Below are 6030 nucleotides of genomic sequence, written 5' to 3' on the forward strand. Positions count from 1 at the left end.
GTCCTGTCCCTCCCCGCGCCACCCCCCACCACCCGCCTGCGGCCCCCCACGACCTCGGGAGTACCTCCGTGATCTCACGCCGAATGTTCCTGACCGGCGCCGCCGCCTCGGCCGCGACGCTCACGTACCCCGCCTGGGGCACCGCTCTGAGCCCCCGCGCCTCGGCGGCCCCCGCGACCTGCGAACTGGCACTGGAGAACAAGTCGTTGCCGGGCACGGTGCACGCGTATGTGACCGGCCGCGAGCTGGGCACCGACCGCTGGGTGCTGCTCAAGCCGGACGGCGGCGTCTACCGCCCGGATTCGCCCGGCGCCCCGCAGACCCCGCTGCCCGTCGACTGCGCGATCCCGCTCAAGGGCGCGGGCGCGGGTCCCGTCGTGCTGACCCTGCCGCAGATGTACGGGGCGCGGGCCTACTTCGTCCGCGACGACAAGCTGGACTTCTACCTCAACCCGGGCCCCTCGCTGGTGGAGCCCGCGTTCGCGACGCCCACGGACCCCAACTACGGGCGCACCTGGTCGTTCTGCGAGTTCACCTTCAACACCCAGCAGCTGTACTCCAACATCAGCTACGTGGACCTGATCACCGCCCTGCCGATCGGGATCACGCTGGAGGGCGACGGGAGGCACGTCGTCGCGCCGCACCCGGAGGGCGCGGTGCAGCGGATCGCGGACGACCTCACCGCCCAGGCCGCCGCCGACGGGCAGCCGTGGGACAAGCTGATCACCCGGAGCGACGACGGGAGCGTCCTGCGGGTCGTCTCGCCGCAGAACGTCATGGCGCCGTACTTCGACCGGCCCGCCGAGATGCCGTTCCGGGACCTGTTCACCGCGCAGATCGACGAGGTCTGGGAGAAGTACCGCTCCGAGGACCTGCGCATCGACCTCCAGGGCGGCCGGGGCACGCTGGCCGGCCGGGTCAGCGGTAACACGCTGACCTTCGAGGGCGGCCACACCTTCGTCAAGCCGGAGACGAAGGACATCTTCACCTGCAACCACGGCCCGTTCACCAACAACCCGGGCGACTCCGACGACAAGAAGGCGATCCTGGCCCGGCTGGCGGCGGGCTTCAACCGCTCGATCATGCTGAGCCACCCGAGCCAGCCGAACGGCACGTCGACGGCGGACTACTACAAGGGATCGGTCACCAACCACTGGTCCCGGGTGGTCCACGCGAACAGCCCGATCGGTTACGCGTTCCCTTACGACGACGTCCGCCCGGACGGTGAGCCGGACGTCTCGGGCGCGGCGCACGACGGGAACCCGCGTCGCTTCACGGTGAGCGTGGGCTCCTGACACCCGCCCGGTAGGCGCCCGTGCCCCCGCCCGCCCGGCGGGGGCACGGGCATGCCCGGCGACGGCACAGGCGCGTCGGGCGGGCACAGGCACGCCCTGGCGCGGCACGCACACGCCCGACGAAGGCACGCACACGCCCGGCTGGGTGCTCACACGTCCGGACACCGCCGCACCGGTATCCGATACGTCATCAATTGACACGGTATGCAGTGTTCTTGACTTCGCCACACCGCTCCGGGACGGTGCCGTATGCGAATGAAGCGACTCCCCCACCGGCTGCTCACGGCAGTCGCCGCCGGATTCCTGCTGACCGCCGCGACCCCGGCCCACGCGGACCCCGCCCCGCCGGGGTCCCCCGCCCCGCAGGCCCCCGGCGCGCACGGCCTGCGCGCCTTCCAGCAGAGCTACGGCCTGCCCCCGACCGGCCGGGTGGACACCGCCACCGCGCAGCTGCTCAGGACGGCCCCGGACAGCGAGCTGCGGGTGTTCTTCGCCGCCCCCACCGACCTCGGCCCGGAGCAGCTCGCCCACGCCCGCTCGGTCATCGGCGTCGGCAAGGGTGCGGAGCTGCCCGAGGAGGCCCAGGTCATCGCCCTGATGACGGCCATGCAGGAGTCGAAGTTCGTCAACTACACGTCTCCGGTCGACCACGACTCGCTCGGGGTCTTCCAGCAGCGCCCCAGCATGGGGTGGGGCACGCCGGCGCAGGTCACCCACGTACCGACCGCGTCGAAGTCCTTCTACGGACTGCCCTCGCCCAGCGCCAATCCGGGGCTGCTCCAGATCGACGGCTGGGAGTCGATGGAGCCCGGCGACGTGTGCCAGGCGGTCCAGCGGTCCGCGCACCCGGACCGGTACGCGCAGTGGGAGGCCTTCGCCCGGGATCTGCTGGAGCAGGAGGGCCCGGACGCCGACCCGATCGCGTAGGACCGAAGGGCCCGGGGCCCCACCGGTGCGGGACGGCCCCGGGCCATCGGCCGTGTCAGCAGCCGCCGCAGTTGTAGTACGTGACGTCCCAGTGGTTGCCCTCGTCCGCGTAGATGTTGCCGGAGCCGGACCGGTACTGGCGCGCACCGTCGCCCCGTACGCCGATGTAGGTGAAGACGCCGGTGACGTAGTTGTTCAGGCAGGTGCTCTTGGCGAAGTCGAGCTTGTAGCCGTTCCAGTGGGAGTACGTACCGCCGGCGTGCCCGGTCTCCGTGCCGCCGGTGATCCTGAGCGCGCAGCCGGTGGCGCTCTTGAGGGTCTGCGCGCCCTGGGCGCTCGCCAGGTTGAGCTGGTCGAAGGACGTGCAGGTCGGGTTGGACCGGTCGGAACAGCCGCCGGAGGACGACCAGGTGATCCCGGACGAGCTGAACCGGGAGGTCGCCTGCGCGTGGGTCAGCTTGGTCACGGCGTGCGCCTCGGTGGCGCCGCCGCCGAACGCGCCGATGCCGGGCACGAAGAGGGCGCCGAGGACGAGGGCCAGGGCGGTGAGGGCGGAGCGGAGTCGTGGACGGGTCACCATGATGAATTCCTCCTGTTCATGACAAATCAAGGGGCGTACGGGCGCGGGCCGCGCACGCCGGGCAGGGAGATAGTGCCCGAGTTCTACGCGCGTCCGCCAGAGGGCGACGCAAGGGGAAGCCACCCCGCCGCCCCCTCCCGCCCGCACGCCCGGCCAGAGAGGCGCGCCAGATGTTGAACTTTGAACTAGATGCGGTTACAGTTGAACTTGTTGAAGGTTGAACAACACCTTCGGCACCGCTCGATCCGTCCCCCGCAGCGCATCCCGAGGAGGAGCCATGGCTCTGTTCACCCGTAAGCCGACCACCGCCCCCACCGTCACCGAGGCTCCCGCGGTGGACCCGGCGCTGGCCGCCCTGACCGGCACGTACACCATCGACCCCTCGCACAGCAGCATCGGTTTCACCGTGCGTCACGCGATGGTCACGAACGTGCGCGGCTCCTTCGGCGAGCACGAGGGCACCCTGGTCCTGGACGGCACGGACCCGGCGAACTCCTCCGCCTCCATCGACGTGAAGATCGCCAGCGTCGACACCGGCATCGCCGACCGCGACGGCCACCTGGTCAGCGGCGACTTCTTCGACGCCGAGAAGTTCCCCCTGATGACGTTCCGCTCGACGAAGGCCGAGCAGCTGGGCGGCGAGGCGTACCGGATCACCGGCGACCTGACCATCAAGGACGTCACGCGTCCGCTCTCCATCGACCTGGAGTTCAACGGCTCCGCCACCGACGTCTACGGCAATGAGCGCGTCGGCTTCGAGGGCAGCGCCGACATCCTGCGCTCCGACTGGGGCCTGACCTGGAACGCGGCGCTGGAGACCGGCGGCGTGATGGTCAGCGACAAGGTGAAGCTGACCTTCGACATCTCCGCGATCAAGGCCACCGCTCCGGGCGCCTGACACCCCCGCCGTCGAGCGCGTCCGCCCGGTACACAGCAGCGCCCCGCACCCGGTTCTCCCGGGGACGGGGCGCGCCGTGCGTCCGGTGGCTACTTCGCGACCTTCTCCGCGAAGAGCGGGACGACCTTCTCCAGCGCGTACGGGACGGACAGGACCGAGTCCGTGGCGAAGGCCTGGGAGATGTCCTGGTCGTCGAAGACGATGGCGTTGCCCGCCTTGACCGACGGGACCGCCTTGTACAGCGGGTCGCCGCTGATGTCGGCGGCCGGGATGCCGATCGGCGCCATGACCGTGAGGTCGGCGTCGAGCATGTCCAGGTTCTCCTTGGAGACCGGGACGGAGAAGCTCTCGCCGGCCTTGGCCTCGGCCTCCGGGTTGTTCTCGAAGCCGAGCCGTTCGACGAAGTCGACGCGCCCGGTGCCGCCGACGTAGACGCCGAAGCCCTCGGACGTACGCGAACCGACGGTGATGGTCCTGCCCTTGAACTCGGGGTGCGCCTCCGCGGCGGCCTCGAACTTCTTCCCGGTCTCCGCGATCAGCTTCTCGCCCTTGTCCGGCACGCCCATGGCGGCGGCGATCATCGTGGTCTGCTGCTCCCACGAGATCTTGTACTGGTCGCCGCCCTTGGGTACGCCCACGGTCGGGGCGATCTTCTTCAGGGTGTCGTAGCGGGTCCGGTCGCCGCTGGACTTGGTGTCCAGGATCAGGTCCGGCTGGAGGGAGGCGATCTTCTCGAACTCCGGCTCCATCGTGCCGATCAGCTCCGGCTTCTTGTCGTACATGCCCTTGGCCCACGGGCCGACGCCCTCGCCGCCGAACGGCAGCCAGTCGCTGGCCCCGACCGGCTGGCCGCCGAGCGCGAGCACGGTCTCGGCGTCGCCCCAGCCGAGCGCGACGATGCGCTTGGGCTGCTTGTCGACGGTGACCTCGCCGAACTTCGTCGCCACCTTCGCGGGGAAGGCGCCCGCGGAGGCCCCTTCGGAGGCGGAGGAGGCGGAGCTGTCGGAACCGTCCGACGAGCCACAGGCCGAGAGGCCGACGAGCAGGGCGGCGACAGCGCCGGCCGCGAGGACGGGGGTGCGGCGGGGGCGCTGGGCGCGGGGAGCGGAAGCGTTCATGCCCTTTAGGTTAGCCTCACCTAATGACAACGGTGCCCTCGGGTCGGCCCCCGCGGTTCCGTACGCGACTCAGGCGGCCGGGCCCTTCACATGGTGGCGGCCCAGCGGCACGACCATCGGGGTGGCCGACGCCGGGTCCTCGATCACCGAGCAGCGCATGCCGAAGACCTCGCCGACCAGCTCCTCCGTGACGATGTCGACCGGCCGCCCCTCCGCGACGATCCGCCCCGCCTTCATGGCGATCATGTGGTCCGCGTACCGGCAGGCCAGGTTGAGGTCGTGCAGCACGGCCACCATGGTGACGCCCCGCTCGCGGTTGAGGTCGGTGAGCAGGTCCAGGACGTCCAGCTGGTGGCTGGCGTCCAGGAAGGTCGTCGGCTCGTCGAGCAGCAGGATGTCCGTGCGCTGGGCCAGCGCCATCGCGATCCACACCCGCTGGCGCTGGCCGCCCGACAGCTCGTCCACGGAACGGTCGGCGAGTTCGAGGACGTCCGTCGACAGCAGGGCCGCCGCGACCGCCTCGTCGTCCTCGGCGCTCCAGCGGCGGAACCAGCCCTGGTGCGGGTAGCGGCCGCGCCCGACCAGGTCGGAGACGGTGATGCCCTCGGGGGCGGTGGGACTCTGCGGCAGGATCCCGAGCACGGCGGCGACCTCCTTGGTCGGCGTCTCCTGGATGGACCGGCCGTCCAGGAGCACCGCCCCGGCGGTCGGGGCCAGCAGCCGGGCCATCGCCCGCAACAGCGTCGACTTCCCGCAGGCGTTGGGGCCGACGATGACGGTGATCCGGCCGGGCGGCACCGCCACGCTCAGGCCGGGGACGATCTCGCGTTCGCCGTAGCCGAGCCGGACGTCCCGGGCTTCCAGAGTGTGATCGGCCACGAGGGGGCCACGCCTTTCGTCGTCCTGTCGATACGTCGCCATGTCCTTCTGGTACGACGCCATGCCCTTCTGATACGCCGCCATCTCAGCCCCCGCCGCCCACGCGGTTGGCGCGGGCCAGGAGCAGGAGCAGGTACGGGGCGCCGATGACGCTGGTGACCACGCCCACCGGCAGTTGCACGGAGGGCAGCGCGTGCTGCGCCGCGAAGTCGGCGACCAGGACCAGCAGCGCCCCGGTCAGGGCAGCCTGCGGCAGGGCCGCGCCCCGGCCCGGGACCAGGCGGCGGGCGATCGGGGCGGCGACGAACGCCACGAACCCGACGGGTCCGGCGG

General features: G+C 71.2%; 7 protein-coding genes. 3 read left to right on the forward strand and 4 right to left on the reverse strand.

Annotation, left to right across the window (positions count from 1 at the left end):
• The first annotated feature begins 83 nt into the window (after positions 1 to 83).
• Positions 84 to 1295 carry a glycoside hydrolase family 64 protein gene (locus CR470_RS34900; protein WP_179892476.1) on the forward strand — a complete coding sequence of 404 codons (1212 nt, stop codon included), beginning with the start codon at positions 84 to 86 and terminating at the stop codon, positions 1293 to 1295.
• Positions 1296 to 1550: 255 nt separating this feature from the next.
• Complete coding sequence (locus tag CR470_RS34905) at positions 1551 to 2222, forward strand: peptidoglycan-binding domain-containing protein (RefSeq protein WP_441350788.1); 672 nt, start codon at positions 1551 to 1553, stop codon at positions 2220 to 2222.
• 55 nt (positions 2223 to 2277) lie between these two features.
• Here CR470_RS34905 and CR470_RS34910 read toward each other — a convergent pair whose 3' ends face one another.
• Entirely contained in the window at positions 2278 to 2802 is a 525-nt protein-coding gene (locus tag CR470_RS34910; RefSeq protein ID WP_097871475.1) for a hypothetical protein, read from the reverse strand.
• 277 nt (positions 2803 to 3079) lie between these two features.
• On the opposite strand from CR470_RS34910, the gene CR470_RS34915 reads away from it, so the two are divergent.
• The gene (locus tag CR470_RS34915) at positions 3080 to 3700 is read left to right on the forward strand and encodes a YceI family protein (protein WP_097871477.1); all 621 of its coding nucleotides are present in this window, start codon (positions 3080 to 3082) and stop codon (positions 3698 to 3700) included.
• A gap of 89 nt (positions 3701 to 3789) precedes the next feature.
• Here the strand turns inward: CR470_RS34915 and CR470_RS34920 are convergent, their stop codons facing one another.
• The 3 genes from CR470_RS34920 to CR470_RS34930 form a co-directional block, all read right to left on the reverse strand.
• Positions 3790 to 4818: an iron-siderophore ABC transporter substrate-binding protein gene (locus tag CR470_RS34920; RefSeq protein ID WP_097871479.1), complete on the reverse strand. Its 1029-nt coding sequence runs from the start codon at positions 4816 to 4818 to the stop codon at positions 3790 to 3792.
• Between the two features lie 69 nt (positions 4819 to 4887).
• On the reverse strand, positions 4888 to 5739 hold the full coding sequence (locus tag CR470_RS34925; protein WP_097871481.1) for an ABC transporter ATP-binding protein: 852 nt from the start codon (positions 5737 to 5739) through the stop codon (positions 4888 to 4890).
• 43 nt (positions 5740 to 5782) lie between these two features.
• Positions 5783 to 6030 (reverse strand): iron chelate uptake ABC transporter family permease subunit (locus CR470_RS34930; RefSeq protein WP_143663941.1); only part of this gene is annotated, 248 nt, incomplete at its 5' end.

Origin of the sequence: Streptomyces sp. rh34 (assembly GCF_002551245.1) — a bacterium.
GTDB lineage: Bacteria > Actinomycetota > Actinomycetes > Streptomycetales > Streptomycetaceae > Streptomyces.